General features: G+C 30.8%; 25 protein-coding genes and 9 tRNA genes. 22 read left to right on the top strand and 12 right to left on the bottom strand.

Going from position 1 to position 26,160, the window contains the following annotated elements; all coding sequences use genetic code 11:
• Nucleotides 1–38 precede the first annotated feature (38 nt).
• From LQ694_RS02085 to yhaM, 4 genes are all read left to right on the top strand, one after another.
• Nucleotides 39–404 (top strand): YlbF/YmcA family competence regulator, encoded by a 366-nt coding sequence (locus LQ694_RS02085; RefSeq protein ID WP_025904811.1) that lies wholly within the window; start codon nt 39–41, stop codon nt 402–404.
• Between the two features lie 493 nt (nt 405–897).
• Complete coding sequence (locus tag LQ694_RS02080) at nt 898–2,082, top strand: metallophosphoesterase family protein (protein ID WP_239771797.1); 1,185 nt, start codon at nt 898–900, stop codon at nt 2,080–2,082.
• A 4-nt stretch (nt 2,083–2,086) separates the two neighbouring features.
• Nucleotides 2,087–5,020, top strand: coding sequence for an ATP-binding protein (locus LQ694_RS02075; protein WP_096791776.1), 2,934 nt, complete (start codon nt 2,087–2,089; stop codon nt 5,018–5,020).
• Nucleotides 5,017–5,958 carry a 3'-5' exoribonuclease YhaM gene (gene yhaM, locus LQ694_RS02070; RefSeq protein ID WP_065381351.1) on the top strand — a complete coding sequence of 314 codons (942 nt, stop codon included), beginning with the start codon at nt 5,017–5,019 and terminating at the stop codon, nt 5,956–5,958. Before LQ694_RS02075 ends, yhaM begins: the two co-directional genes overlap by 4 nt.
• A gap of 51 nt (nt 5,959–6,009) precedes the next feature.
• On the opposite strand, the gene LQ694_RS02065 is transcribed toward yhaM, so the two are convergent.
• From LQ694_RS02065 to LQ694_RS02045, 5 genes are all read right to left on the bottom strand, one after another.
• A complete protein-coding gene (locus LQ694_RS02065) occupies nt 6,010–6,981 on the bottom strand; it encodes a peptidylprolyl isomerase (RefSeq protein WP_048539850.1) in 972 nt (323 codons plus the stop codon).
• A 71-nt stretch (nt 6,982–7,052) separates the two neighbouring features.
• Nucleotides 7,053–7,616 carry a DUF3267 domain-containing protein gene (locus LQ694_RS02060; protein ID WP_025904816.1) on the bottom strand — a complete coding sequence of 188 codons (564 nt, stop codon included), beginning with the start codon at nt 7,614–7,616 and terminating at the stop codon, nt 7,053–7,055.
• A gap of 38 nt (nt 7,617–7,654) precedes the next feature.
• Entirely contained in the window at nt 7,655–8,200 is a 546-nt protein-coding gene (locus tag LQ694_RS02055) for an HTH-type transcriptional regulator Hpr (protein ID WP_025904817.1), read from the bottom strand.
• Nucleotides 8,201–8,296: 96 nt separating this feature from the next.
• Nucleotides 8,297–8,674 (bottom strand): YtxH domain-containing protein, encoded by a 378-nt coding sequence (locus tag LQ694_RS02050; protein WP_025904818.1) that lies wholly within the window; start codon nt 8,672–8,674, stop codon nt 8,297–8,299.
• 64 nt (nt 8,675–8,738) lie between these two features.
• Nucleotides 8,739–9,161: an HIT family protein gene (locus LQ694_RS02045; RefSeq protein ID WP_049320886.1), complete on the bottom strand. Its 423-nt coding sequence runs from the start codon at nt 9,159–9,161 to the stop codon at nt 8,739–8,741.
• A gap of 128 nt (nt 9,162–9,289) precedes the next feature.
• Here LQ694_RS02045 and LQ694_RS02040 point away from each other — a divergent pair, with 128 nt between their 5' ends.
• Together LQ694_RS02040 and ecsB are read left to right on the top strand one after the other, a co-directional pair.
• Nucleotides 9,290–10,027 carry an ABC transporter ATP-binding protein gene (locus tag LQ694_RS02040; protein ID WP_058612719.1) on the top strand — a complete coding sequence of 246 codons (738 nt, stop codon included), beginning with the start codon at nt 9,290–9,292 and terminating at the stop codon, nt 10,025–10,027.
• Nucleotides 10,020–11,240 carry an ABC transporter permease EcsB gene (gene ecsB, locus LQ694_RS02035; RefSeq protein WP_058612720.1) on the top strand — a complete coding sequence of 407 codons (1,221 nt, stop codon included), beginning with the start codon at nt 10,020–10,022 and terminating at the stop codon, nt 11,238–11,240. Before LQ694_RS02040 ends, ecsB begins: the two co-directional genes overlap by 8 nt.
• A gap of 60 nt (nt 11,241–11,300) precedes the next feature.
• Here ecsB and LQ694_RS02030 read toward each other — a convergent pair whose 3' ends face one another.
• A complete protein-coding gene (locus LQ694_RS02030) occupies nt 11,301–11,828 on the bottom strand; it encodes an antibiotic biosynthesis monooxygenase family protein (protein WP_025904822.1) in 528 nt (175 codons plus the stop codon).
• Nucleotides 11,829–11,994: 166 nt separating this feature from the next.
• Here LQ694_RS02030 and hemE point away from each other — a divergent pair, with 166 nt between their 5' ends.
• Genes hemE through hemY form a run of 3 tightly spaced genes read left to right on the top strand, consistent with a single transcriptional unit; the run spans nt 11,995 to nt 15,435 of the window.
• Nucleotides 11,995–13,047 (top strand): uroporphyrinogen decarboxylase, encoded by a 1,053-nt coding sequence (gene hemE, locus LQ694_RS02025; protein ID WP_058612713.1) that lies wholly within the window; start codon nt 11,995–11,997, stop codon nt 13,045–13,047.
• Between the two features lie 40 nt (nt 13,048–13,087).
• On the top strand, nt 13,088–14,008 hold the full coding sequence (gene hemH / locus LQ694_RS02020) for a ferrochelatase (RefSeq protein ID WP_025904824.1): 921 nt from the start codon (nt 13,088–13,090) through the stop codon (nt 14,006–14,008).
• 32 nt (nt 14,009–14,040) lie between these two features.
• Entirely contained in the window at nt 14,041–15,435 is a 1,395-nt protein-coding gene (gene hemY, locus LQ694_RS02015; protein ID WP_196968345.1) for a protoporphyrinogen oxidase, read from the top strand.
• An 818-nt stretch (nt 15,436–16,253) separates the two neighbouring features.
• Here the strand turns inward: hemY and LQ694_RS02010 are convergent.
• Nucleotides 16,254–16,766 carry a GNAT family N-acetyltransferase gene (locus tag LQ694_RS02010; protein ID WP_218697384.1) on the bottom strand — a complete coding sequence of 171 codons (513 nt, stop codon included), beginning with the start codon at nt 16,764–16,766 and terminating at the stop codon, nt 16,254–16,256.
• Nucleotides 16,767–17,309: 543 nt separating this feature from the next.
• Here LQ694_RS02010 and LQ694_RS02005 point away from each other — a divergent pair.
• The 9 genes from LQ694_RS02005 (at nt 17,310) to LQ694_RS01965 (ending at nt 18,198) form a co-directional block, all read left to right on the top strand.
• Nucleotides 17,310–17,384, top strand: a tRNA-Glu gene (locus LQ694_RS02005).
• An 88-nt stretch (nt 17,385–17,472) separates the two neighbouring features.
• Nucleotides 17,473–17,546, top strand: a tRNA-Met gene (locus tag LQ694_RS02000).
• 14 nt (nt 17,547–17,560) lie between these two features.
• Nucleotides 17,561–17,636, top strand: a tRNA-Asp gene (locus LQ694_RS01995).
• A gap of 10 nt (nt 17,637–17,646) precedes the next feature.
• Nucleotides 17,647–17,719 (top strand) — tRNA-Phe (locus LQ694_RS01990).
• A gap of 21 nt (nt 17,720–17,740) precedes the next feature.
• Nucleotides 17,741–17,816: transfer RNA gene (locus LQ694_RS01985), tRNA-His, on the top strand.
• 20 nt (nt 17,817–17,836) lie between these two features.
• Nucleotides 17,837–17,910: transfer RNA gene (locus LQ694_RS01980), tRNA-Gly, on the top strand.
• Between the two features lie 7 nt (nt 17,911–17,917).
• Nucleotides 17,918–17,992: transfer RNA gene (locus LQ694_RS01975), tRNA-Asn, on the top strand.
• Nucleotides 17,993–17,995: 3 nt separating this feature from the next.
• Nucleotides 17,996–18,067: transfer RNA gene (locus tag LQ694_RS01970), tRNA-Glu, on the top strand.
• Between the two features lie 42 nt (nt 18,068–18,109).
• A tRNA-Ser gene (locus LQ694_RS01965) sits at nt 18,110–18,198 on the top strand.
• A 148-nt stretch (nt 18,199–18,346) separates the two neighbouring features.
• Here LQ694_RS01965 and LQ694_RS01960 read toward each other — a convergent pair.
• Nucleotides 18,347–18,940: an NUDIX hydrolase gene (locus LQ694_RS01960; RefSeq protein WP_049318568.1), complete on the bottom strand. Its 594-nt coding sequence runs from the start codon at nt 18,938–18,940 to the stop codon at nt 18,347–18,349.
• A 295-nt stretch (nt 18,941–19,235) separates the two neighbouring features.
• Between LQ694_RS01960 and LQ694_RS01955 the strand changes: the two genes are divergently transcribed.
• Together LQ694_RS01955 and LQ694_RS01950 are read left to right on the top strand one after the other, a co-directional pair.
• Nucleotides 19,236–19,670, top strand: a complete 435-nt coding sequence (locus LQ694_RS01955) for a Panacea domain-containing protein (RefSeq protein WP_231493092.1) — start codon at nt 19,236–19,238, stop codon at nt 19,668–19,670.
• Nucleotides 19,657–20,064, top strand: a complete 408-nt coding sequence (locus LQ694_RS01950) for a hypothetical protein (RefSeq protein ID WP_065381278.1) — start codon at nt 19,657–19,659, stop codon at nt 20,062–20,064. The genes LQ694_RS01955 and LQ694_RS01950 overlap by 14 nt, the downstream gene beginning before the upstream one ends.
• A gap of 36 nt (nt 20,065–20,100) precedes the next feature.
• On the opposite strand, the gene LQ694_RS01945 is transcribed toward LQ694_RS01950, so the two are convergent.
• The 4 genes from LQ694_RS01945 to LQ694_RS01930 all read right to left on the bottom strand — a co-directional run bounded on the left by LQ694_RS01945 (nt 20,101) and on the right by LQ694_RS01930 (nt 23,536).
• Entirely contained in the window at nt 20,101–21,180 is a 1,080-nt protein-coding gene (locus LQ694_RS01945) for a 3'-5' exonuclease (protein ID WP_065381277.1), read from the bottom strand.
• Between the two features lie 293 nt (nt 21,181–21,473).
• Nucleotides 21,474–21,914 carry an NUDIX domain-containing protein gene (locus tag LQ694_RS01940; RefSeq protein WP_196968343.1) on the bottom strand — a complete coding sequence of 147 codons (441 nt, stop codon included), beginning with the start codon at nt 21,912–21,914 and terminating at the stop codon, nt 21,474–21,476.
• 300 nt (nt 21,915–22,214) lie between these two features.
• Nucleotides 22,215–23,084: a DMT family transporter gene (locus LQ694_RS01935; protein WP_196968342.1), complete on the bottom strand. Its 870-nt coding sequence runs from the start codon at nt 23,082–23,084 to the stop codon at nt 22,215–22,217.
• A 20-nt stretch (nt 23,085–23,104) separates the two neighbouring features.
• Complete coding sequence (locus tag LQ694_RS01930; protein WP_058611955.1) at nt 23,105–23,536, bottom strand: GNAT family N-acetyltransferase; 432 nt, start codon at nt 23,534–23,536, stop codon at nt 23,105–23,107.
• Between the two features lie 362 nt (nt 23,537–23,898).
• Between LQ694_RS01930 and LQ694_RS01925 the strand changes: the two genes are divergently transcribed.
• Entirely contained in the window at nt 23,899–24,738 is an 840-nt protein-coding gene (locus tag LQ694_RS01925; protein WP_049318574.1) for a DegV family protein, read from the top strand.
• A 141-nt stretch (nt 24,739–24,879) separates the two neighbouring features.
• Nucleotides 24,880–26,046: an MFS transporter gene (locus LQ694_RS01920; protein ID WP_065381274.1), complete on the top strand. Its 1,167-nt coding sequence runs from the start codon at nt 24,880–24,882 to the stop codon at nt 26,044–26,046.
• Nucleotides 26,047–26,160: the final 114 nt, after the last annotated feature.

The raw sequence follows: 26,160 nt of genomic DNA, 5'->3' as shown, positions 1-26,160 counted from the left end.
TTTCTAATACATTTATTTATTATAGGAGCGAATTAATTATGGCAGAAGTAAACATTTACGACAAAGCGAATGAACTAGAACAAACTTTACGTGCAAGTGAAGAATATAACAAAATTAAAGAACAATATGAAAAAGTTAATGCAAACCCAGAAACAAAAAAATTATTCGATGAATTCCGTGAAATTCAATTAGAATTACAAACTAAACAAATGCAAGGCGAAGAAATTTCAGAAGTAGATATCGCTAGAGCTCAAAAATCTGCTCAAGAAATTGAACAAAACGAAACAATCGCTGAATTAATGCAAGCTGAACAAGCAATGAGTCAATTAATTCAAGATTTAAACCGTGTTATCATGAAACCATTAGAAGATATCTACGGTAGCCTTGAAGAAAACCAAGGTTAATTAACTTTTATGAGTCGACAAAGTCATTAGATTTTGTCGGCTTTTTTTGTTGGAATTTTATGAAGGGTTATAAAGAGCGGGGAATGTTGATGAGAGTAGGCTGTTATTAGCAGTTGTGGTGAGAATTGAAAATAGTGGTGTCGTTATTAGCAATTTTGGTGAGAACTGCAAATGGTGAGTGCGTTAGTAACACTTCGGCTGAGATTTGTAATTAAGGCGGTCTATAGTAACACTTCGACTGAGATTTGTAACCAACACCCTCGTTACGAACAAGTTTAGCCAGAAGTGTTCATAACATATCCATTACTATCTTCCATAGTAATAATTCATATGTCACTTTTTTGTTGTTCATTCTTATATGTGCGATGTATCGTATACGCGCGGAATATGGTAAAATTAAAGCATTAAAAATCTTTATAAATCTGATTATTCTATTGGTTGAGCTTGAATATAATAATTAAGAAATGAGCTAATATTGAAAGAGGTTAGGTATATGATTAAATTTATACATTGTGCGGATTTACACCTTGATAGTCCATTTAAGTCTAGACATTATTTAAGCCCTTCTATTTTAAGCGATGTAAAACAAAGTGCATATAATAGTTTTAGAAAAATTTTTGACGACGCAATTAAAGAGCAAGTTGACTTCATCGTAATTGCAGGGGATTTATTTGATCAAAATAATAGAACTTTGCGTGCAGAAGTGTTTTTAAGAGAGCAATTTCTTAGATTACAAGATGAACAAATTTTTGTTTATATCATACATGGTAACCACGATCCTTTATCTGTCGGTGTCCATACAGTTTGGCCAGAGAATGTAACAGTCTTCTCTGATAAAGTTTCTACATATCAACTCATTACGAAAAATGGGCAAGTTGTTTATTTACATGGATTTAGTTATCAAAAAGATCAAAGTTATGAGAATAAGATTGATGAATATCCTGAATCTACAGGTAATAAAGGGATACATATTGGTGTATTACATGGTACATATTCACAAGCTTCAGGTGTGAAGCAAAGATATACTGAATTCAATATTGAAGATTTAAATAGCAAATTATATCATTACTGGGCATTGGGTCATATTCATGAAAGAGCAATGATCAGTGAGTTATCTCAAGTTCATTATCCTGGTAATATACAAGCCCGTCATTTTAAAGAAAAAGGTGAAAAGGGTTATTTACTTGTTGAAGGCGATGAGTCTAAATTACAAGCATCATTCAAACCAACTCAATATATTAGGTTTGAAAAAGCAGTCATTGAAACACAAGCTAAAGGTAAACACGCATTATACGAAGCGATACAAAAATTCAAAGATAGTGTGAGAACTGAAGGTAAGGCTTTTTATCAATTAGATGTTTATGTTAAGCATGATGAAATTTTAAAACAAGATGAAATTAACCAAGTTATACAATTGATTCAAGAGTATGAAGAGAATCAAACGAACTTTATCTTCGTTGAACAGTTGAATGTATTCTTTGATCAAGATTCAGAAGTTGCATTAGCGAATGAGTTCAATGATGATATTTTACAAGATGAGAACATTCTTGAAGAAGCACTCAGTGATTTGTATATGAATCCAAAAGCAAATCGATTTTTAGAACCATTTAGTGATGTTGATAAACAAGCACTTATTGAACGTGGGGAAGCAATTTTAAAAAGAAGAATGAGAGGTTAAAGCGATGAAAATTAAATCTTTAGAAATTTATGGCTATGGCCAACTCATGTCTAGAAAAATAAAATTTGATCAAAGTTTTATGCAAATTTATGGTGAGAATGAAGCAGGAAAATCAACGATACAAGCATTTATTCATTCTATATTATTTGGCTTTCCAACTAAAAAAGAAAATGAACCAAGATTGGAACCAAGACTAGGGAACCAATACGGCGGTAAGTTAGTGTTAGACTTCGATGGTCAAATTGTTGAAGTTGAACGAGTTAAAGGTCGCGTAACAGGCGACGTTAAAGTATATCTGTCTAATGGTAAAGTTAAAGATGAAGAATGGCTGAAACAAAAGTTGAATTTCATTAATAAACGAACTTATCAAGGTATTTTCTCTTTTAATGTATTAGGATTACAAGATATTCATAAGAACTTATCTGAAGACCAACTTCAAATGTATTTACTTCAAGCAGGTGCACTAGGTTCAACTGAGTTCACTGGTATGAGCGATTTAATGCAAGTTGAGAAAGATGCATTATATAAGAAAAATGGTAAAAATCCAGTGCTAAATGTTCAATTAGAGCAGTTGAATGATTTAGAAATTAAGATCAAAAATGAAGAAAAGAAACTTTCAGAATATGAAAGACTTCAAGATGAACGTGATAAAACATCTCGAAGATTAAATCAATTAAAAGAGAATCTCGGCAAACTTACTGACAGGTTAACGAGTAAAGAAAAGGAAATTTCACTACATAACGAAGTGGTTGAATGGAAGAAGTTAGAAAGCAATTTAAATATAGAACCATATGAATTCCCTGAACAAGGGATAGAGCGCTACGAATCAGCTGTACGTTCAAATGAAAGTATTAAACGTGATTTAACGCTAAGAAATGAAAAGCTTGGACAAGTCGTACATACTTTAGAAAATGTTAAAGTTATGTCTGAACGAGATGAAAAAGCGCTCAATAGTATTAGACAAAGAGAATCTGATATTAAAGAGAAACATCAAGAATTAAAACAATTAAACCAGCAAATCGATAATGCTGAACGTGATAATGAATTACTTAGACAAGATATCGGCTGGAATGAAGAATTTTTAGATGTTGATACGTCAGACGCGATGAAGACACATATAGCTGAAGTCAATCGTATAAGAGAAGAAAACGTTGCAGAACGAGAACAAATTAAACGTTCACTCAACCAATTATCAATTGAACAAGAGCGTTATACTAACAATGTTGATAAATTGCATAATGATCTCGTATCCGATGAAAACTATGAACAAAAGAAAGTATATAATCAAAAAGCGTTAGAGCTCGGCGAAAAGAAATCACTATACAAAAAAATGGAAGAAAGCTTTAATAAGCAAAAAGAAGAAAGTGAAAAGAGAAGTAAACAATATAGACTTGCTTCTGGCATTGGTGGCATATTATTAATCGCAATTGCCATTTATGCGTTTATCGCATCACAAATCGTATTTAGTGCTATATTTGCTGTTGTAGGTGTCGTATTAGTTGGATTAGCCTTTATGATTAAATCTAAAGAGTTAAATCATGATCAAGCATTTTCTAAGGAAATAGATGAATTAGAAGAAAAAGTACAACACTTAAAGCAATTTTATGATTTAGACTTTAATCTTGATGAACAAACGAAAATTAGACAAGAATTAGAAAGTTATTATCAGTCTCAAGAGATTTTATCTACTAAGCAAACTGAATTAAACAAAGAACTTGAACAAGTAGAAGAAATTATTGAGAACAAAGAAAGAGCACTTAAAGAAACTAAAGTAAGTTTACATGTTTCTAATCAAATTTCTTCTCAATTATTAAATGATGCATTGTCGACAATTAGAAAAATCAAACAAAATAGATTAGAAATTACACGTATTACTAAAATAAGAGATGAGAGACAAGCAGCTTTAGAAGCATTTTATAGAGAAGCTGATAGCATTGTGAGTCATGCTGGATTACATTATCAAGAGATTTCACTATTTCATGATGTCAAACAAGCTTTAGACGAACATCAAAAAGAATTTAATATTCAATCACGTAATAACGACCAACAAGCATTATTAACCAATGAAATAAATGCATTGAATGAACGTTTAGAAGAAAATAACAATGTGATTCAATCATTATTTGACTTCATTAGTGTAGATAATGAAGAAGCTTATTATCGTCATCATAAAGCCTATGTGTCTTATCATGAGGATTTAAAACGATTTAATTATTTAACAGATTTATTGAACAATCAAAATTACGATTACGATAAAAATACACAACTAAGTTATATGACCAAAACAGACTTAGAAAATGAACGTACTCAGTTAGAAGGTCAAGTTGATGAATACAATGATCGTTATTTAAATGTTCAAGCAGAATTAAGTGATTTAAATGCGCAAATCAATCATATGGAAACAGATGAAACACTTTCAGCTTTAAGACATGAATACCATTTACTTAAAGATAAAGTGAATGAAACTGCAAATGATTGGGCAGCATTAAGTTATTTACAAAACTTAGTTGAAGCTCATATTAAACAAATTAAAGATAAACGACTACCTTATGTTGTGAAAGATGCTACAGATATCTTAAAAGCATTAACAGAAGGTAGATATAATCAAGTTATTTATGAGGAACAAAATGTACAAGTTAGACATGAAAATGGACAAATATTCCATCCTACTGAATTAAGTCAGTCAACGAAAGAATTATTATATATCGCGTTAAGATTTAGTTTAATTAAATCTTTACAAAAATATTATCCATTTCCAATTATCGTTGATGATGCATTCGTGCATTTTGATAAACATCGTAAAGAAATTATGATTAAATATTTAATGAGTATGAAAGATGATATTCAAATACTTTATTTCACTTGTAATAAAGATCAAAATGTACCTCAGAAACAAACAATTACGCTGACAAAAATAGAAGGAGCTAAGAGCAAATGAGAACTATAGAGACATTAAAACCAGGAGACTCAGTAGATCATTACTTTTTGATTCATCGAGCGACTCAAGGTGTTACAGCTCAAGGTAAACCATATATGACACTTTATCTTAAAGATAAAAGTGGTGATATAGAAGCAAAAGTATGGACGGTAACAAATGAGGATATTCAATTACTCGTACCTGAAACGATTATTCGTGTGAAAGGTGACATTATTGATTATCGCGGAAGAAAACAAATGAAAGTTAATCAATTTAGAGTGGCTGTAGATGAAGATAATGTGAAGTTGGAAAACTTTCTAGAAGCGGCGCCATTATCAATAGACGATATGTCAGAAGAAATTATGACGTATATACTAGATATTGAAAATGCTAAATTACAAAGAATTACACGTATATTACTGAAAAAGTATCAAAAAGAGTATTTTACATTCCCAGCAGCTAGTTCACATCATCATAATTTTGTTTCTGGCTTAAGCTATCATGTTGTTACAATGTTAAGACAAGCGAAAGCATTGTGTGATATTTATCCAATATTAAATAGAAGTTTATTATATAGTGGTATTATCTTACATGACTTAGGTAAAGTAAAAGAATTGTCAGGACCAGTTGCAACATCATACACAGTTGAAGGAAACTTATTAGGACATATTTCAATCGTCAGTGATGAAATTGCTCAAGTTGCAAAAGAGCACAATATAGAAGGGGAAGAAGTCCTCTTATTGAGACATTTAGTTTTAAGTCATCATGGTAAATTAGAGTATGGATCTCCAAAATTACCTATGGTTAAAGAAGCAGAAATTCTTCATTTTATAGATAATATTGATGCAAGAATGATGATGTTTGAAAAACATCTTAAAAAAGTAGATAAAGGTCAATTTACAGAGCGCATATTTGCTTTAGAAAATAGACAATTTTATAAACCTGAAACTTTAGATTAATCAAAAAAAGCTATGAAGAAACATTTAATGTTTCTTCATAGCTTTTTAATTTTAGCTTGCTGATGATTGTTGTGCTGCTTGCATTTGTTGTTGCTGTAATGCTTTTTCGTTTAAGATATTATCTTCGATTGCTTTTTTAATATCTTTATCTTTGTAGTCAACTTTGTATTCATCTAATAATTTTTTGTAAGCGTTGATGATGATCTTAGGTTCTTTTTGGATTTTTAGTTGACGATATTGTTCTTTAAGGCTAGCTTTTTCTTTCTTAGATGGTTCGCCTTTATCTGCTTTTATAATATGGTAACCATATTGAGATTTAACAACATCTGAAATTTCGTCATCTTTTTTAAGTTTGAATAATGCTTTTTCAAATGACTCATCCATTTGACCTTTCAATACAAATCCTAAAGCGCCGCCTTTAGATTTAGTACCTTCATCTTGTGATTCTTTCTTAGCGATTTTTTCGAAATCATCTGGATTTTTCTTAATTTGAGCTAGTAATTTTTCAGCTTTTTTCTTAGCTGCTTTATCACTTAAGCCTTCTTCTGAATCTTCTGATTTAACTTTAATTAAGATATGAGAACCTTTTTTAGTGTTTTCATCGATTTCTTTGTCAGAAACTTTTACGGCATCGTTGATAAATTCTTCTTGATATTTAGAAGTCTTTTGAGATTCTTTAAAGTCTTTAATAGTAGCACCTGGTTTTTCTTGTTGTAGTGCTTCTTCAAATTTCTTCTTACCACCATATTGCTCGATTTGTTTATCAACTTGTTCGTCTAATTTCTTCGTATCAACTTTGTCTTCATATTTATCTTTTAAGACTTTGTTAAGTACAATTTGAAATGCATTTTGTGCGACTTCGTTATTACCCATTTTGTCTAGTACGTCTTGTGAAGTTACGTTTCCGGCTTTAGTTTCTACTAAAGTTTCTCCAGAATTATCTGAACCATTACCACAAGCGCCTAAAGTTAATACTGATGCTGAAAGTGTTACAGGTAACACTATTTTTTTAATTGATTTCATAAATAGAACTCCTTTTGTAAGAATACAATGATAAATATAGCATATTTACTATTTTAAATACAAAAAATAACCTATAAATGTTCGGCATCCAGTGAACGTTTTGTTAACAATTCGATACCATTTTTTCTTTCTTCAATATAAGTGCCTTTTTTTGTAAATAAAATAATCTTTAAATAAAGTAAGTCAATAATCGATATGCCAATATTAATAGACATGATAAATAAAATGTAATGTCCATATTGTGGAATTATATTTACGAGTGCAATAGATAGGGTAGTTATCGTAACGAGCGGGCAAATAAGTGCAAAACAAAATACAATCTTATTAACTGGTTGATCTACTCTAATATTATATAAAGGTAAAGCACGTTTAGCTTTAGTCGTTTTATTCATTTTAAATGACTTACGATAATACATTAATACAATCAAATGCAACAATTTATGAATTGGATAAATTAAGCAAAGGACGAATAAGAATAGAATAAACTTATCGTCCTTTAAAGGTTCTGTTTGTATATAATTGAATATTTCGTAAGTGACGATAAATGTTAAGAATGAAACTAAAGCACTAATTAATACAATTCTCTGCAATCCATAACGAGACTGTATATTAATTGATTTAGAACACAAAAACATGATTAATGTCACCTTCTAAGATATGATTTATCTTGATATTATGCATCATCCTCAGACTGTTCGTCAAGTAAATATTTTCTTAATTGCTCATGGTTTTGTTCAATGTGATGAATAAAGTCGCTACCATATATTTGACCAACGATATATTTCACATCTGTAAATTCTGGCATATTGTACATGACTTTCTCATAATCTGCAGCAATTTCATATAATCTGTTCGTATCATTTGAATAGTTTAAATATGTCTTTCTTAACACTGCAAGACCTTTATCTGTTAGTTCTAAATAAGTCGTACGCTTATCGTGCTGACTTTTAGGCATTGTTAAATAGCCACGTTTTTCTAAATTTTTAGCGAAATTGAAAACAGTAGATACGTGCATAACGCCATATTTACTCACTTCAGATATTGTAGCTTCATTTAAGCTTCTAATAATAATTAAAATATGATGTTCATTAATATTTAAGTCGAAAGGCTTAATCCACTGCTGCCAATCTTTCTCGATTGTCTTCCATAAAGCTTTAGATAACTGTGAAACCTTATGAGTAAATAACATTTTTTCAATCATGTCCAATTCATTCGACATAGTTAAATCCCCCTTTGTTTGTATAATAAAAGCATGATACTAATGTATCATGCTTCGTTATAACACTTTAATAATATAATAATTTTAACACGTTTTCTAATTTTTTAGAAATGGAAGCTTAGTATTTTGAATTTCTTTTTGAATTTCATTGCCACGATTGCTAATATTTTCAATATTTTTCTGAATTTGTTCAATATTAGGGTTAATATCAGCTTTAAATTCATTAATCATCGTTTTGATTTCTTCACTTAATGATTGAATGGCGATTTGGCTTTCGTCTTTAGTCTTTAATACATAATCTTTTATTTCAATAGCATTGTCTTTAATTTCACTTAATTGAATTTTAGATCCGTCAGCTGTTGATTTTAAATCTGTCTTTAAAGCATCTCCTGAACGGTCTGTATTTAATATGGCTGTTGTAAAACCTGTTACAAATCCTACACCAACACCAATTGCGAGTCTTGAAAATTTCATAATTATCCTCCTTGATATCTCTTATTTAAATATATACCCTGAATTTTTGTAAACATGCAGTGTATTAAAAATGCTGTTGAATTGTTTGTGCGATTTCTGCTTTTTTATCATCATCTAATTGATCTTCATTCGTATTCCAAATATAACCGAAACCATCGATATCTTCTTTATATCTAGGAATTAAGTGGAAGTGGATATGGAATACAGATTGTGAAGCATACTCACCATTATTTTGAATAATATTTAAACCATCAGGGTTGAAAGCTTTCTTGATGGCATTCGCAACGATCGGTAGAGCTTCAGCTATATGTTTCATTGTTTCTGGGTCTGTTTCATAAATATTTGGTGAAGCTTTCTTTGGAATAAGTAATGTGTGTCCTTTACTTACTTGAGAAATATCTAAGAATGCATATACATAATCATTTTCGTAAACTTTGAATGATGGGATTTCACCGTCGATAATTTTGCTGAATATTGTTTCTGACATACTATCATCTCCTATGTAAATATTAGTTTTATTATATCATGCTCGTAATATCATCTCACTGATAAAGATAATATTTAATGAATGTAACATTGAGAACATGCTACAATATATTTTGGAGGTGTGTTCACGTGACAATTAAAGTGAATAATTTAACAGGTGGATACGGTAAAAAAGCTGTTATCCATGATATCTCATTTGAATGTAAACCAAGTGAAGTCGTGGGACTTATTGGATTAAATGGTGCAGGGAAAAGTACAACAATTAAACATATACTTGGCTTATTAACACCACAACAAGGTGAGATGTCCATTAATAATATAGATATTAAAGCAGATATAGAATCTTATAGAAGAAATCTTACATATATACCAGAAAGTCCAGTTTTATATGATGAATTAACTTTAGAAGAACATATTTACATGACTGCAATGGCATATGGTATTGATAAAGATACAGCGCTTGAAAAGGCAATGCCGTTATTGAAAAGACTAAGACTTGAAAATGAATTAAAAGTCTTTCCGATACATTTTTCAAAAGGTATGAAACAAAAAGTTATGATTGTTTGTGCATTCTTAGTTGAACCGGCACAATATATCATAGATGAACCATTCTTAGGGTTAGATCCATTAGGTATACAAACAATGTTAGATTTAATAGTAGAAAGACGTAATCAAGGCTCTTCAGTATTAATGTCTACACATATACTTGCAACTGCTGAAAGATATTGCGACCGATTTATTATATTACATCAAGGTCGTTTAGTAGCGATGGGTAACTTAGAAGAACTGAGAGAAAAAACAGGTCTTAACAATGCAACACTGGATGATATTTATATACATTTAACACAAGGTGAAGCGTATGAATGATGTAAATACTTTATATAAGGTTAGACAAAGAGAAGAAGTATTAGAGAAAATGAATTACAATAAATTCATCTTTAATGGTCATTTCTTAATATTTATAACCATTATGATAGGCGCTTTTGCGTTGGGATATAGTAATTGGTTAAAAGACATTCCACAAAATATTAACTATCGATTAATCTTTTCGGTTATATTATCTATTTGTTCGATATTTCCGATGAGGACATTCTTTAGAGAAGCGGATAAGTTATATTTATTACCATTTGAGAAACACTTAACGCTCTATATTAGAAAAGCTCTAACATATAGTTATTTTAATCGACTATACTTACCAGTCGTGATTTTAGTGATAGGTCTACCATTATTCTATCAATTAATGGGTGGTAAATTTTATTTATATATCACGGTAATGGTTTTGAGTTTCATCTTTCCAATTCTAGGACTTATGATGAAATGGTTCTGGTTAAAATATGGTTTAGAAATATGGGGAATTAATGTATTACTCTTTATCGTATATGCGAGTGGTTATTACACAACATTAAAAGTAGGGGCATTATCAGGTCTGTTATCTATTGTCGTATTGATTGCTTTAATTATTTTATTAGAAAATATCAATAGAGGTACTTTTTATCAGTGGGAAACATTAATCGCCATCGAACATAATCATAAGATGAATTATTATAAATTCGTTAATATGTTTACAGATGTAAAAGTATTAAATGAACGAACGGTTCGCAGAAGATATTTAGATGTCTTCTTAAAAGTCCCGAGTCCTAAGAAATTTAATCAAAATTATATGTATAAATTCTTATTTGTAAGAAGTTTTGCAAGAGGGAAAGATGCATTCTTTATCGTATTAAGATTATTGATTATCGGACTTGTATTAATTTGGTGGATTGATCAACCAGTTATATCAGCCATATTAGGTGCTTTAATCATGTACTTGTTGATATTACAATTATCTCAATTTTATAAACAACAAGCATACGGATTGTGGCCACAAGTATGGCCGGTTAGTGAAGGACAAGTTGTTAAAGGCTATCATCAATTTTTAATTAATATTATGATTGTCTTAGGTATTATTTTATCAATCATATATATCTTGAAATTTGTTACAGCGATTTATTTCGTCATATTATTCTTCATTGTTGGTTGGTTAACAATAGATTCGTCCATTAAGAAAATTAAAAAACATCAAGAGCTACTTAGAGATTAATAACAAATAAAAAAGAAGAAATGACTCAGTGAGAATCATTTCTTCTTTTTTATTTTATAATTATGCTTCTTCATTTTCTGTTTCTTCATCTTCTTCAGGTCTATACCAATACTTTGTATAATTTGCTGTTGAATATTGTTCAGCGCCAGAGAATTTACGAGTAGCCTCTCTTGAGAAATATTCCGCATAGAAAGATGATTTTGTGAAATCTTCATATAATTCATTTGAATCGAAACCTACTAATATCATATAAGTATCGCCTTTTCGAGGTTTGAGTAATCTAAATGATTCGAACCCTTCGAAATTATCGAATTGACTGTCGATATCTACATAATGATTTTCGAATCGATGTTGCATTTCATCAGATACAGGAATGTAGCTTGCTGCTATAAATTCATGATTGATAAAAACACCTTTTGATTCTAATATTCGATATTCTCTTGGTTGTGCAAATACTGTATCACCATTTGTTTCATGAATAAGTACTGTTGTATCTTGTCTCGTATAATGATGAATATCTTCATCTGGATGTTTCTTCATTATACTATGCAAAAAATGATACGTACCTGTTGTTATATAACATTTCATAATGATATACCTCCTATATCTCTTTAATTAGATTATAAACATGTAAGCGCTAAAATCAACCAATTCATGAAATCTTTTGTATAATTTATGAATTTTTGTACACATAGATGTCTTTATAATAGAATATGTTAAAATAGATTGTAATGATTATAATGAGGTGAAATAAATGAGTGTACCGTTTAACGATACAATTTTAAAAGCAGCAAAGGGAGAAGAAACAACTCATACACCAGTTTGGTTTATGAGGCAAGCAGGTAGATCACAGCCGGAATATAGAAAAATTAAAGAAAAATATTCATTATTTGAAATAACACATCAACCAGAACTTTGTGCATATGTTACAAAATTACCAGTAGATCAATATAATACTGATGCTGCAATTTTATATAAAGATATTATGACACCTTTAACTGGAATTGGTGTAGATGTAGAAATTAAATCTGGAATAGGACCTGTTATACATAACCCTATTAAAGACATTTCTGATATTAATCGACTAGGTCAAATAAATCCTGAAGAAGATGTAAAATATGTCTTAGATACGATTAAACTTTTAACAGAAGAACAACTAAACGTGCCATTAATAGGATTTACTGGCGCACCGTTCACATTAGCGAGCTATATGATTGAAGGTGGACCATCTAAAAATTATAATAAGACTAAAGCGTTTATGTATAAACAGCCAGAAGCTTGGTTTAAATTAATGGATACATTAGCTGATATGGCAATTCGCTATACACATGCTCAAATTGATGCTGGATGTAAGATGATTCAAGTATTCGATTCATGGGTAGGTGCGTTAAATGCTGAAGATTATCATTATTTCATTAGACCATCTATGAATAAAATTTTTGCAGCAATTAAAGAAAAGAACGTACCTGTTACAACATTTGGTGTTGGAGCAAGCCATTTAATAGAAGAATGGAATCAATTACCAGTTGATGTCATCGGGCTAGATTGGCGCTTACAAATCAAAGAAGCTAGGGAAAAAGGTATTACTAAGACGTTACAAGGAAACTTAGATCCAGCTATTTTACTAGCACCATGGGAAGTTATTGAACAAAGACTCGTTCAAATATTGGATCAAGGTTTAGTAGACCATAATTATATCTTTAATCTTGGACATGGTGTCTTTCCAGAAGTACAACCTGATACATTAAGAAGAGTTGCTCAGTTTGTGCATGATTATTCAGCAAAATATAAATCACAACAAAGATAGGTTATTAAACAGCTTAATTTTATTAAAGGGAGTATAGAAGATGAATAAAAAAGTGGGACTTTTAGTTATGGCATATGGTACACCTTATAAAGAAAGTGACATTGTGCCTTATTACACACACATTAGACATGGTCGTAAGCCATCTGATGAGCAAATTGAAGACTTAAAAGGACGTTATAAAGCGATTGGTGGTATTTCACCATTAGCAGGTACAACAGAGAAACAAGCAGAAAGTTTACTTGGCGCATTAAATGAAGCATATGAAGATGTTGAATTTAAATTGTACATTGGTTTAAAACATATTCATCCATTTATTGAAGATGCAGTAGAACAAATGCATAATGATGGTATTGAAGAAGCGGTTACGATTGTATTAGCACCTCATTATTCTAATTTCTCAGTGGGAAGTTATAATAAACGTGCTCAAGAAGAAGCAGATAAATACGGTATTTCTATGCATCACGTTGAGCAATTTTATAATGAACCAGCATTTATTTCATACTGGACAAACATGATTGATGAAACATTACAAACGATTCCAGAAGAAAGTCATGATGAAACAGTATTAATCGTTTCTGCGCATAGTTTGCCTGAAAAAATAAAAAAAGCAAACGACCCATATCCAGATCAATTAGAAGAAACTGCTAAAATTTTAAGTGAAGAATCTAACATTAAACATGTATCAGTAGGTTGGCAATCAGAAGGTCAAACTGGAGAACCTTGGTTAGGACCAGATGTTCAAGATTTAACGAGAGACTTATATAATGAACATGGCTATAAACACTTTATATATACACCAGTAGGATTTGTATGTGAACATTTAGAAGTATTATATGATAACGACTATGAATGTAAAGTTGTTTGTGATGAATTAGGCGTGAAATATCACAGACCACCAATGCCAAATATTGATCCTAAATTTATAGAAGCAATGGTATCAGCAATTAAGAAAAAATTCTAATTCGATATTCGAATAAGAAAGAAGTGTTAAGTATGTCAAAACGAATTGCAATAATAGGGGCAGGGATAACTGGGTTATCTGCTGCCCATTATTTAAGAAGAGATTATCCAGATGCAGAAATTGATGTATATGAACAATCAGACAGAGTAGGCGGCAAAATCAAAACTTATCGTAAAGATGGTTATACAATTGAACTAGGGCCAGAATCTTACTTAGGAAGAAAGACAATTATGACAGAATTGGCTGAAGAAATTGGGATTGCTGATGATTTAGTAACAAATAAAACAGGGCAATCATATATATACAGCCATAATAAGTTATATCCAATACCAGGTGGTTCAATAATGGGTATACCTACAGAAATCAAACCATTTCTTAAGACACAATTGATTTCGCCAGCAGCTAAATTAAGAGCAGGATTAGATTACTTCTTACCTGTTAAACCGATGCATACAGATATATCAATCGGACATTTCTTTAGACAAAGATTAGGTGATGAAGTATTAGAAAACTTAATCGAACCTTTAATGGCAGGTATTTATGGTGCAAATATCGATAAATTAAGCTTAAAAACAACATTTCCTCATTTTAAAGAACAAGAAGAAAAAGAGGGCGGCTTAATAAAAGGTATGATAGCTCAAAAAGCTAAAAATAATGCCGATAAAAAAGTAACAGTCAAACCAAAAGGTCAATTTAAGCAATTTAGACATGGCCTTGAATCATTCATTCAAACTTTACGTGATAGTCTTGAAGATAAAGGTGTTCAAATAAATTTAAACGCTCCAGTTCAAAATTTAGTAGAAAAAGATAACAAAACAATTTTGGCGATAAACAATGAAGAGCATGAATATGATGGTGTCATCGTTACAATACCACACCAACATTTCGTTAAATGGTTTGAAGATGACCTTAAATTAGATTACTTTAACTATATGCCTTCAACAAGTGTGGCAACAGTCGTTATGGCATTTGATAAAGACCAAGTCGTGAATGATAAAGATGGAACTGGATTTGTAATCGCAAGAACAAGTGATACAGCCATCACAGCTTGTACTTGGACAAACAAAAAATGGCCACATACAACACCAAAAGGAAAAGTCTTATTAAGAGCGTATGTAGGTAAACCAGGCTCAAATATTATTCATCACAAAGATGAAGAACAATTGAAACAAGTTGCTCTAAATGATTTGAATAAAATCATGACGATCAAAGGAGAACCAGAATTCTTTATCGTAACGAAATTACCTCACAGCATGCCTCAATATGAAGTAGGTCATATCGATCGAATTAGAGATATACAAGAACATATCGATCAGAATTACCATAACCTTATCATAACAGGCGCTTCATTTGATGCAGTCGGATTACCAGACTGCGTACAAATGGCTAAGAACGCAAGCGATAAGATGATAGAGTATTTGAAGTAGATAGTAGTAAGTGCGCGGAAGTGCATGGAAAAGGATAGAAGCGGGACAGAAATTCTAATTTAGCATTAGAATTTCTGTTTTTTTGTTGGGGAAGTGTGGGGAGGATTATTTAGTGGAGAAGATGATGGTGTGGGAGTGGTAGATGGAATTGTAGGTGAGGGATGTGAGTGAGGAAATAGGGTATGTGGTAGATAGAGCAGCTTGTATCTATCAAGATAGGTAAAACAAGATAGATTGGAGCGTTGTATTTATCAAGACAGTGCAAACAAGATAAATAGGAGCGTTGTATTTATCAAGACAGTGCAAACAAGATAAATAGGAGCGTTGTATTTATCAAGACAGTGCAAACAAGATAAATAGGAGCGCTGTATTTATCAAGACAGTGCAAACAAGATAAATAGGAGCGTTGTATTTATCAAGATAGGCGAAACAAGATAAATAGGAACGTTGTATTTATCAAGACAGGCGAAACAAGATAAATAGGAGATCTGAATGTTGCAAGTGGGGAGTGACAAGCAATGTTGGGAGGCTGAATATTGCAAGTGGAGTGCGACTAGCAATATTGGGAGGCTGAATATTGCAAGTGGAGGATGACAAGCAATATTGAAGGGCGGAATATTGCAAGTGGGGAGTGACAAGCATTGTTGGAGGACTGAATGTTGCAAGTGGGGCGTGACAAGCAATGTTGGAGGACTGAATATTGCTAGTGGAGCGTGACAAGCAATATTGGAGGTCTGAATGTTGCAAGACTGGCCAAACAAGCAACATATCAGAAGCAATTAAGAAATTAATTAATTGTAAGAATATAAATTTGGTTATCAATTTGCTTGATTCCATACCATATAAAAATATGATTCTTCTTGCTTAAAAATTTTAAATCCACATTTTTTATATGATTTAATAGCCCTAATATTATTAATTTTCACATCTAATACAATTGAATCCACATTAAGTTCTAATACTAAGTAATTTAATATCATTTTTATGAATTCTGTACCTATTCCTTTACCCCATATAGAGCGATCTGCTAAAAATTGGTCAATACCATACACATTAAGTTCTAAATCAAAATTTAACTTTTTATGTAGAGAAGAATCAATTTTATAAAATTGCATATACCCAACTGCAACATTATTAATCTCTAAAATACAAGGTGTTACTTTACCTGGATCATTTATACGTGGTAAGTATTTTTTTATAATTGCATCATTATTTTCAAATCTTTCATCATAAAACTTTGTTAAATCTTTATTGTTAAACCATTTTATTAAATTAGATAAGTCACTTTGTTCCATGTTTCGTATAGTCATATCCTTGTTTTTAATTAACATAAAATTTATCCTTTAAAAATTGGCTGATAATTAATTCACTAAAATAATGAAGAGTGTTTTAACGAGTTATTTTCATAGTATATTTAAGTTGTAATAATAACAATAATATTCATCCAAATAAGAATTGCTTTAGCTAATAACAAGAATTATATTTTATCAAAGATCAAATCGTTAAATGTAGCAAGGTATCTAGAAATTATATATTTAACAAGCTAAAACTAAATATTAAATAAAAGCTCTGAACAATTAAAAATGTCATTTAACAATAATTGAGCACTGAATAATGTAATAGGGGCAATTATATTAACTTACAATTAATATTCAGGTATGGAAAAGTTATATTATGATCATTTTTTTCAGTGAAAATCATGAATAAATGACACTTTAGAAGATAAAAAAGAGGGTGTTTTGAATGATTATTTCTCCCTTTAGTGACAATTGTCACATAGATGTTAAAAGTTCAAATTTTTTATTAAGAAAAGTAAAGAAATAGCATTGACGTTCTTTATATTTCTATATATACTTAAGTAGTTCTCAATTAGAGGCCCCTTGGTCAAGCGGTTAAGACACCGCCCTTTCACGGCGGTAACACGGGTTCGAATCCCGTAGGGGTCACCATTTTTTAATAAAAATTTATTAAAATTTTATTGACATAATATTATTGAATATGTTATATTAATAAGGTAGCCAAATTACTTATTATTAGCGCGGGATGGAGCAGTTCGGTAGCTCGTCGGGCTCATAACCCGAAGGTCGGTGGTTCAAATCCGCCTCCCGCAATACTTTTTAATGATGGTCCCGTGGTGTAGCGGTTAACATGCCTGCCTGTCACGCAGGAGATCGCGGGTTCGATTCCCGTCGGGACCGCCATTTTTATTTTGGCTCAGTAGCTCAGTCGGTAGAGCAAAGGACTGAAAATCCTTGTGTCGGCGGTTCGATTCCGTCCTGAGCCATACTTTTTTTAAACAAGTATGGCGATTGTGGCGAAGTGGTTAACGCATCGGATTGTGGTTCCGACATTCGTGGGTTCGATTCCCATCAGTCGCCCCATATATATATTATTTACTTAAGCGGGTGTAGTTTAGTGGTAAAACCTCAGCCTTCCAAGCTGATGTTGTCGGTTCGATTCCGATCACCCGCTCCATTATTATTCCACAGTAGCTCAGTGGTAGAGCTATCGGCTGTTAACCGATCGGTCGTAGGTTCGAGTCCTACCTGTGGAGCCATAAGGCCCCTTGGTCAAGCGGTTAAGACACCGCCCTTTCACGGCGGTAACACGGGTTCGAATCCCGTAGGGGTCATATAATCAGAGGTGAAATATCGCTTCTGATTTTTTTGTTTGTGGAGAGTTGTCCGAGTTGGCCGAAGGAGCACGCCTGGAAAGTGTGTAGGCGCCATAAGCGTCTCGAGGGTTCGAATCCCTCACTCTCCGTTTGTACCTTAATAATCAACTAATCCAAGACGTTGATATTGCTGGATTTTCTTGCATTTGGTAAGTTGATCCGTTTGAGCAAGTGTCAAAAAAGTGTCTAGAGAAAATTTCTCTTACTTTTTGACACTTGCTCTTTTTTATTACTTAATTATTCAATAATCGTATGATTTGTTCTATTTTCAAAGCATTCTTTAATTTGTTTTGTTGTATTTCTTTTAGTCGATAGTTCAGGTAAATTATTGATTCCAAAGTATTTAACTGAACTGGTTTCAACACTTGTTGTTAATTCTCCACTAACTCTATTACAGAAATAAATTAGCTTATAATAATGATTTAATGAATTGTCTGGATTAGATTTATTTGTATCATAAACCGCAATAAGATTACTAACAGAAATCTTTAATCCAGTTTCTTCTTTGACTTCCTTGATAACGTTTTCTACTGGTGAAATTCCGATATCTGCAAATCCACCTGGAAGTGACCAAGTTTTACTCGTTGCGTCTTCGACAAGCAATATATTGTCATTGTCATCTAGTATTACCGCTCTTACATCTACTTTAGGTGTGGGATATCCTTTTTCTTTTTCAAAGTGAATATTATTATTAGTTAGGTTTGAATTTATAAATTCTTGAGTAATGTTATAAATATCATTAAAACGTTCTATATCATAAGGATCTTTAGAATAATTGATCCCAGAATTTGATATAGCCAATAATCTTTGAAATAACTCTGTTTCTTTCATTTTTTTCACCTCTTTAAATGGGTTTACCTATATGATACTAGATTAATGATTAGGAAACTAATAAAAAAGGTTGCATTTCTTAAATGAAATAGTGGATAAATATTTACGCGAAATAAGGATTAGGATAAGCTCTTAATCGTTTTTTAAATTTGTATATTTTGATATTAACTTATAGTCTAAAATATTATATTATAAATGAGATAGGAGTGATTTTAATGGCAGATGTTAAAGATGTTGCTAATTACCTTATATACTCATATGAACTTAAAACTGGTACAAGTTTGAAAATAACGAATTGAAATTACAAAAGTTAATTTATTTTGCACAAAGAGAATCATTAGCTTTAACGGGCGAGGTTCTTTTTAATGACAGAATTGAAGGATGGAAATTTGGTCCGGTTATACCTAAATTAAGGTATTATTTAGATGGAATGTATGAACCAAGCGATACTGATAAATTAAATGATACTGAAAAATATGTAATTAATAATGTTATCTCTCAATATGGCATGTATTCTGGTTGGTATCCAAGAGAACTATCCCATCATGAAAAATGTTGGAAAAAAAGTAGAATTAACTTGAACAATAATGAGATAGGTAATAGAGAAATAACGCCAGAGGATATAATCGAAGATGCTAAGAGCATTAGGCTATACGATCATGTTTATGATATGTACATAGATGAATTTGAAGATTTAAATGAGGAGAAAGTTCATCTTGGATTTAGTTAATACTCCTCGTGATTTAATTAATAAAATAGTATATGCAAGTTTTCCATATTTTGATTTAAAAGCAAATAAAAAAGGCTATAAGTTACGGCCAGTATTAATCATTGGTGCTGAAAAAGATTACTTTGAATGTGATTTAACGATGTTACCAATATCTACTGTATCTAATAAAATGAATTTACATCCTGTTTATGATGTAAATATTGGATTGCTTGAATGTCCAGGTATGCATAGCATCGATAAAGAAGTTTGCTATGTTAGAACACACAGACAATCCACTGTTTATTCTAAAGATATTGTTACTTCAAAAAAATTTGACGACTTTTCAATAACTTATAAGGCGAAACTTAAAGAAATTAAATTTAAAGTATCGGAATTCAATAAGACTTTATTTTAACTCCAAAACGCTTCTTATATACTATTACTGTTATATTCACTGTCTACTCATCAATAGTAATAGTAAGTTCCCAGTAGCTCTACAATCATTAATTGCGTTATGTGATTCGGCATCGTCTAAATTGAAATGTTCTTTTAAAGTTTGAAGTTTGTGATTAGGTGTTTCTCTGATCAGTTTTCTTGAAAAAGTGAGTGTGTCAATAACTCTCAATTTCTCATATTCTATATTATTGATTTGAAGTTGGTAGAGTAAGAACTTCATATCAAATGGTGCATTATGTGCGACTATCGTTCTTCTTCTAATGATATTATATAATTCCTCTAATTTATCCTTTCCTAAACTAGGTTTATCTTCTAAAAACTCATTTGATATACCTGTGATTTTTTCTATTCTTTTACTTATTGGTTTACTTGGTTTGAAGTATTCATTATATTCACTAATGATTTTTCCATCTTCATATTCAATAATCCCACACTGAATAATTTCGTTTTCGTTATATTTTAAACCTGTCGTTTCGAAATCTAGAACGATAAAGGAATCTGTTAATTTTCGTACTTTTGTATAACTTAAATCCATTGAATTATTTGAACGATCATAAGTTCTTCTTTGCACACGATAGGGTGGTGTATAAGATTTTTGATTATGCATATTATCTAGAAGCGCGCGATTCTCTTCATTTAATTTAATGATTTCATTTCTTAATTTAAAATTTTCTTTAATCAGTTGTTCATTTTGATGTTGAAGTGCTTTTATATCATCATTGTTAAAATGATTAATCTCTCTTTCTAGCTTTAAAGTTTTGTAAAATACTTGAATTGCATGAACTGGATCACTCGATGAAAAAGAAAAGATTAACATTCGATTTTCACCATAATCTAAAATTAATTTACTAGAAATAAAATTTAATTTTGTATCTAAAGACACAACCTCCGACCATGGGATTTGAAAAGTTAAATTCTCTTTATGCTGCACTAATATAATTTCTTGTATAGTCACAAATATTGAACCTATTATATACTCTTTATCAATCTTTGTTGATGCTTCAGATTCAAGTAAGACCTCAACTTCGGGAAATTTTGATTGAAACAACATTTTATCCGTTTTTTTAGCTTCCAATTTTATATCATCCTTTCTATTTATAGAACGCTATTGAACAGGCGTATTTATAAAAAGCATGTCAGTTTTCTTTCTTTTTAATACTAAAAATTAATAAAACAAGTGGAACACTAAACATTACAGGCATTATAAAAACCAGTGGCAATGTCATAAGAGCCATGTATAAAAAAGTGCTGTCTAATGTGTATTTGGACATGTGTATCATTCCTTTGAAATTAAACTCTTTTATTTTCTGGATAAAAATTTTTTTGTAAAATTGATTATGTATGACTTATATATGAAGAATTAATGATTTAAAATCTCAAATCATCAATAAAATAATAATCTTTTTTGTTTTTAAACAAATAATTTTGTAAAGGGAGTAAAATGTCTTCACTGATTATATAATTATGAAGTTCGTTGAAGCTGATCCATTTTAATTCTACAATTTCATTATCAGGATCGTTAATAGAGATTTCACCATTAAAATTTAAACACTTAAAATAAGTTACTAAACAATGAGCATTCTCACTAGGTATGTTATTTTCAGCTATATATGCTAGTTCATATTGATTTATAGGTAATCCTGTTTCTTCAAATACTTCTCTAATTAAAGATTCATATAAAAACTCACTTTGCTCAACTACGCCTCCAGGTAAACTCCATAAATATTCATTATTATATTCATTTTTAACTAATAAAATAGTATTTTCTTTAATTAAAATAGCATTTATGACTCTATAGAAATTTGTCAAAATTATCACTCCTTTATTGTTTAAGTATATTATAATAGAGTTGTTAAAGTATGATAATTCAATGTGATAGATAACAGATAAAATCGCTAAAATCATACGAAATATAAGATTTGGAGTTGATCACATTGTCAAATATTACAAAAATAAGGATCAGAACGGTTTTGAACTATATCACTGGTATAGCATTACTTGGTTTAACGTTTTATTTACTATTTTTATTGTAACCTTGTTACGATATATGGGCAAAACAAAGGCTAGGACTTTTTTATTTAAGTCCTAGCCTTTAAATATCTTAAATATTCATGTCACTTCAGTTTTCTGTGCTTTTAAGAAGAAATACACGCCTACGAGTACGATGATGATACCTAGTATTTGTACGTATCCTAGATATTCTTTCAAGATAAATATTGCTAATATTGAGGCGCTTACGGGTTCTAATAGCATGCTCATTGATATGGTTGTTGGATTTATAATATTTAAGAGATAATTAAATATGACGTGCGCTATTGTTGGGAAAATGGCCAATGATATAAATAATAACCATTCTTTCATTGAATAGTTTACTAATGTAGCATGCGTAATGATGTTATAAATGAGTAAAAAGACGCCTGCGAAGAAGAATACGATGATGCTATAAACCCAATGTGTGAGTTTGAGCATTGCATTCTTTCCAATCATTAGGTAACACACTATAGATATAACACTTAATAAGGATAATATATTACCAATCATTGCAGTTAAGTCAGTTATATTAAAGTCGCCCCAACTTACGATAACAACACCGATAAATGATATTAAAATTGTACTCAAAACTTTTAGCGTTATTTTTTCTTTATAGAAAAAGAAACTCGCGATAATCGCAATAATAGGTTGTAAAGATAATATGACTGTTGAACTAGCAACGGTTGTTAATTTTAATGAACCAAACCATAATCCGAAATGAAGTGCTAAAAATAGACCAGCTAATACAAGATATAGAAAATCTTTAAGACTTAATTTAAAGATTTCTTTTTTATATCGATATGCAAAGGGTACTAGCAATATGACTGCTATAAACATTCTGTTCATGCTTATCACGCTAGAAGGGGCGTTTGATAGCTTTACTAATATGGCAGCTAGTGAAATCGCAATAATTGAAATAAGTAATAATATATTTGTCTGTTTATTCATAAGCAAAACCTCAATTTAAATTATAATTTTAGATGTATGATTGGATAATCTCTTCCTTGTTCATCATGTGAAGATTCTTTATATGGTTTGAATCCATTTTTGATATAAAAGTTCAAGGCTTGCTCGTTATCTTTGTTTACGTCAACTTTTTGGATATGATCTTCTGCTAACAAGTGTTGAAGTATCTCAGTTCCAAATCCTTTTCTGAAGTGTTCAGGATCTATAAATAACATTTCTAAGTTATCTTCATTGATACCTGAAAAACCAACAGCTTCTCCATCGTATAGCCATAAGTATGCATCTACGTATTTAAAATAGGTTGGTATTTCTTTTTTTAATGCAATTCTATCTTCTTCTTTTAAAAAGTGATGAGTTGCTAGTACGGAACTTTCCCATATTTGTAGTGCGAGTAGATAATCTTTTTCTTGTAGTTCTGTTTTTAATAAGCTCATTGTTATGACTCCTTTATAGTTATGAATATTAAAATGATAGCATATGAAGGTTAAATGAGTATAGGTTATGATCAATTTTTTATAAACTTATTAATCTTATAAATGATATATTTTAATAGTAAATTTCATGGATTTTTCTAGAAATATCATTCGATTCATTGTTGTGAAAGTATTAGTAATTCAGTGTATCTATCTATTTATTATACTAGAATGATATTTGTGATAATTATTATATGATTGCTTTAACTTATCTGTTCTGTTTTTAATTGTTTCAATATTGATTATATGTTATTAATTAAGTTAGGTTAAAAATACTTATTTATATAGTGAATGCATTTATTGTATATACAATGGAGGAAGTAATGAAATTAGCGTGGTTAATTGATACAACAACTTATATTGATCAAAATATGGATGAGAAAGATTTATTTGTCGTTTCTTTATCTACAATTATTAATGACAAACCTTATAAAGATTCAGAATTTGAAAGTTCAAAGTTATTTTTTGATATGTTAAAAGAAAATGGTAATGGTGCTAAAACGGCTCAACCTACACCTCAAGATTTTATTGAAACGTATGAGCAAATTCAAGAAGAAGGCTATACACATGTTATTGCGGTTCATCCTTCTAGTAGTTTATCTGGCACATATGCATCATCGTTATCAACTGCACAATCTTTCCCAATGGAAATTCATGTAATTGATAGTGGAACAGGAAGCTTTCCTCAAAAAGAATTAGTTGAGTATGGTAGAAAACTTTATGACGAAGACTATTCATTTGAAGAAATCGTAAATAAGCTAGAAGAAGTTAAACACACAAGTGAATTATATTTGTTGCCAAGAAACTTACAACAATTAAAGAATAGTGGAAGGGTATCGAACAGCAAATATTTATTAAGTAGTTTGCTTCATATTAAGTTATTATTGAAATTAGAGAACAGTACAATCGACTTAGAACTTAAGTCTAGAGGCAACAAGAAAATAGAAGCTTATTTAATCACACATATTAAAGAAATTATTGATAAAGGTGTTACACATATTGGTGTCTTACATGCTGGGAATGAGCAAGAAGCACATGTGTGGAAAGAGCGCATATTAACTTTAAATAAAGATGTAAGTGTATATATCGAACCATTAGTTCCAGTAGCATCTGTTCATACTGGATATGGCACGATTGGAATAGGTTGGATACAAACTCAATAATGAAAACGTTTAAAAACCTGAGTTAATATTTTCTCAGGTTTTTTTCTATACAAAATTCAAAAAAACTCTTGTAATTGCTTAGCAAAAGTACTAATATGGATAAATCTGATTAAAATAATAAGATTAAAGGAGCGTTGAGATATGAAAAAATATCCTTTAGCGATTTGGATACTTAGCCTTGGTGCTTTTGCGATAGGTATGACTGAATTTGTAATCATGGGTTTGATACCTAATATAGCAAGAGATCTCGATGTAACGGTATCCGATGCGGGTCAATTGATTACAGGTTATGCATTGAGTGTTGCAATTGGCGGACCGATTATAGTGTTAGCGACTTATAAATTACCTCGAAAAAATTTACTCGTCTTATTAATGGCTATTTTTATAGTAGGTAACGGGATAGGTGGTATTGCGCCTAATTATGGTTCGCTTATGTTAAGTAGAATTATTGCCGCTTTAGCACACGGTTCATTCTTTGGTATAGGTTCAATACTTGCTGCAAGTATGGTACCCCCTCATAAAAGAGCAAGTGCAATGGCTTTAATGTTTATGGGATTAACAATGAGCAACATCATTGGCGTACCATTCGGAACATTTGTAGGGCAAATATTTGGCTGGAAAATGACATTTATTATTATTAGTGTTCTAGGATTATTAACATTAATAGGTATTATTCGATTTGTACCTAATCAAAAAGATACACAGCCGATTTCAATTAAGAATGAATTGAGTGTATTAAAAGATGTTAAACTTTGGTTGACACTAGGTGTAACACTGTTCGGATTCAGTAGTGTATTTGCTTATTTCACGTATATTTCTCAAATATTAATTAACGTTTCGCATATAGAAGAACGTTGGATTTCATTTGTGCTTATTATATTCGGTGTTGGTGTAACATTTGGTAATATTATTGGCGGCAAATTAGCAGACTGGAATTTAAATAAAGCATTGAATACGATATTTATCGTCTTTCCAATATATATCTTTATGATGTACTTTATTCAAAATTATAGCTTGCTAATGGTTGTTGGTATTTTTGTATTTGGTTTGATTGGATTTAGTATGAGTCCATCATTACAATTTAAAAGTATGGTCATTTCACAAGATGCACCAATGCTTGCTAGTACGATGAATCAATCTGCATTTAACATCGGTAATGCGCTTGGTGCGTTCATCGGCGGTATCGTAGTAAGTCAATTAGAAGTTAAGGACCTAGCGTTAATCGCGCCATTCTTAACAATTATAGGCCTTGCCTTCTTATTACTTGAACGATTCGTTACGCAAAGAAGAAATAAAGAAGCTGTCTAATATTTTAGAAACCTAGGTGAATGGATCGCCTAGGTTTTTTGAGGTTTTAAAGCATTTTTTATGTTTAAATTCAAAAATATCGTTATAATGAATAATGGTATAAGGAGGTCCAAA

The sequence above is a fragment of the Mammaliicoccus sp. P-M58 genome, from assembly GCF_022386165.1.
GTDB lineage: Bacteria > Bacillota > Bacilli > Staphylococcales > Staphylococcaceae > Mammaliicoccus > Mammaliicoccus sciuri.
The sequence above is the reverse complement of the archived record's forward strand: the minus strand, read 5'-3'. Positions and strand labels throughout refer to the sequence as shown.

What these genes read in the sequence shown, in the direction of transcription:
- LQ694_RS02085 (WP_025904811.1), top strand. Translation starts at nt 39, where the DNA reads ATGGCAGAAGTAAACATTTACGACAAAGCGAATGAACTAGAACAAACT.
- LQ694_RS02080 (WP_239771797.1), top strand. Translation starts at nt 898, where the DNA reads ATGATTAAATTTATACATTGTGCGGATTTACACCTTGATAGTCCATTT.
- LQ694_RS02075 (WP_096791776.1), top strand. Translation starts at nt 2,087, where the DNA reads ATGAAAATTAAATCTTTAGAAATTTATGGCTATGGCCAACTCATGTCT.
- yhaM (WP_065381351.1), top strand. Translation starts at nt 5,017, where the DNA reads ATGAGAACTATAGAGACATTAAAACCAGGAGACTCAGTAGATCATTAC.
- LQ694_RS02065 (WP_048539850.1), bottom strand. Translation starts at nt 6,981, where the DNA reads ATGAAATCAATTAAAAAAATAGTGTTACCTGTAACACTTTCAGCATCA.
- LQ694_RS02060 (WP_025904816.1), bottom strand. Translation starts at nt 7,616, where the DNA reads ATGTTTTTGTGTTCTAAATCAATTAATATACAGTCTCGTTATGGATTG.
- LQ694_RS02055 (WP_025904817.1), bottom strand. Translation starts at nt 8,200, where the DNA reads ATGTCGAATGAATTGGACATGATTGAAAAAATGTTATTTACTCATAAG.
- LQ694_RS02050 (WP_025904818.1), bottom strand. Translation starts at nt 8,674, where the DNA reads ATGAAATTTTCAAGACTCGCAATTGGTGTTGGTGTAGGATTTGTAACA.
- LQ694_RS02045 (WP_049320886.1), bottom strand. Translation starts at nt 9,161, where the DNA reads ATGTCAGAAACAATATTCAGCAAAATTATCGACGGTGAAATCCCATCA.
- ecsB (WP_058612720.1), top strand. Translation starts at nt 10,020, where the DNA reads ATGAATGATGTAAATACTTTATATAAGGTTAGACAAAGAGAAGAAGTA.
- LQ694_RS02030 (WP_025904822.1), bottom strand. Translation starts at nt 11,828, where the DNA reads ATGAAATGTTATATAACAACAGGTACGTATCATTTTTTGCATAGTATA.
- hemE (WP_058612713.1), top strand. Translation starts at nt 11,995, where the DNA reads ATGAGTGTACCGTTTAACGATACAATTTTAAAAGCAGCAAAGGGAGAA.
- hemH (WP_025904824.1), top strand. Translation starts at nt 13,088, where the DNA reads ATGAATAAAAAAGTGGGACTTTTAGTTATGGCATATGGTACACCTTAT.
- hemY (WP_196968345.1), top strand. Translation starts at nt 14,041, where the DNA reads ATGTCAAAACGAATTGCAATAATAGGGGCAGGGATAACTGGGTTATCT.
- LQ694_RS02010 (WP_218697384.1), bottom strand. Translation starts at nt 16,766, where the DNA reads ATGTTAATTAAAAACAAGGATATGACTATACGAAACATGGAACAAAGT.
- LQ694_RS01960 (WP_049318568.1), bottom strand. Translation starts at nt 18,940, where the DNA reads ATGAAAGAAACAGAGTTATTTCAAAGATTATTGGCTATATCAAATTCT.
- LQ694_RS01935 (WP_196968342.1), bottom strand. Translation starts at nt 23,084, where the DNA reads ATGAATAAACAGACAAATATATTATTACTTATTTCAATTATTGCGATT.
- LQ694_RS01930 (WP_058611955.1), bottom strand. Translation starts at nt 23,536, where the DNA reads ATGAGCTTATTAAAAACAGAACTACAAGAAAAAGATTATCTACTCGCA.
- LQ694_RS01925 (WP_049318574.1), top strand. Translation starts at nt 23,899, where the DNA reads ATGAAATTAGCGTGGTTAATTGATACAACAACTTATATTGATCAAAAT.
- LQ694_RS01920 (WP_065381274.1), top strand. Translation starts at nt 24,880, where the DNA reads ATGAAAAAATATCCTTTAGCGATTTGGATACTTAGCCTTGGTGCTTTT.